Source organism: Bacillus sanguinis, assembly GCF_018332475.1.
GTDB classification, from domain to species: Bacteria; Bacillota; Bacilli; order Bacillales; family Bacillaceae_G; genus Bacillus_A; species Bacillus_A sanguinis.
In genome coordinates this window covers 1-596 of record NZ_BOQB01000626.1, presented here as the reverse complement: position 1 = coordinate 596, position 596 = coordinate 1, and the positions used below count along the sequence as shown (strand labels likewise).

Annotated in this window: 1 protein-coding gene; it reads left to right on the top strand. The window is 33.6% G+C overall.

Features of this window, described 5'->3' with window-relative positions:
* Positions 1–528 (top strand): ATP-binding protein (locus KI369_RS28905; RefSeq protein ID WP_212959049.1); only part of this gene is annotated, 528 nt, incomplete at its 5' end.
* Between the last annotated feature and the right edge of the window lie 68 nt (positions 529–596).

Below are 596 nucleotides of genomic sequence, written 5' to 3'. Positions count from 1 at the left end.
TTTGCAAAAGCTTTAGAAAAAGAGTTATCCCACTCTTTCGTTATGGATCAAGATAATCAAGCAGAATTTATTAACGCGCATTATGAAAAATTACAGCCGACTGAAGGTGCTAATACTTTTAAGCACGGCCTTTCAAAATTCATTGTTGATTATGCAAAAGAACATACAAGTTTACACCTTATTATTTGCAATTCCAATCGCAGTAAAAACGGACGACTATATTTACTAAATGAATTATTTCCACAAAATGAATATGTACGCATACTCGTTCATTTTGACATTCCAGATGAAGTACTTTACGAAAGAGTGGCTCGAAGCACGCGAAGTACGAATATTTTTAGAGGTAGCTATTCTAGTTTCAAAGAAGTACTCGATCGGCAACATGCTGAATCACTTCACGAAGATGTCGTAGATCCTATAGAAAACGAGGCTGATTATTTGTTTGTTATTCGTAATAGTAAGGATGTAAACCCTACTATAGAAGAAATTGTTCACCTAGCTAAAGATTTATCCCCTACTCCAAAATAAGAGAATTTTATAATTACATAATCATAGATTATTATGCAAATACTTCCTCTAGACATCGTACATGGTAT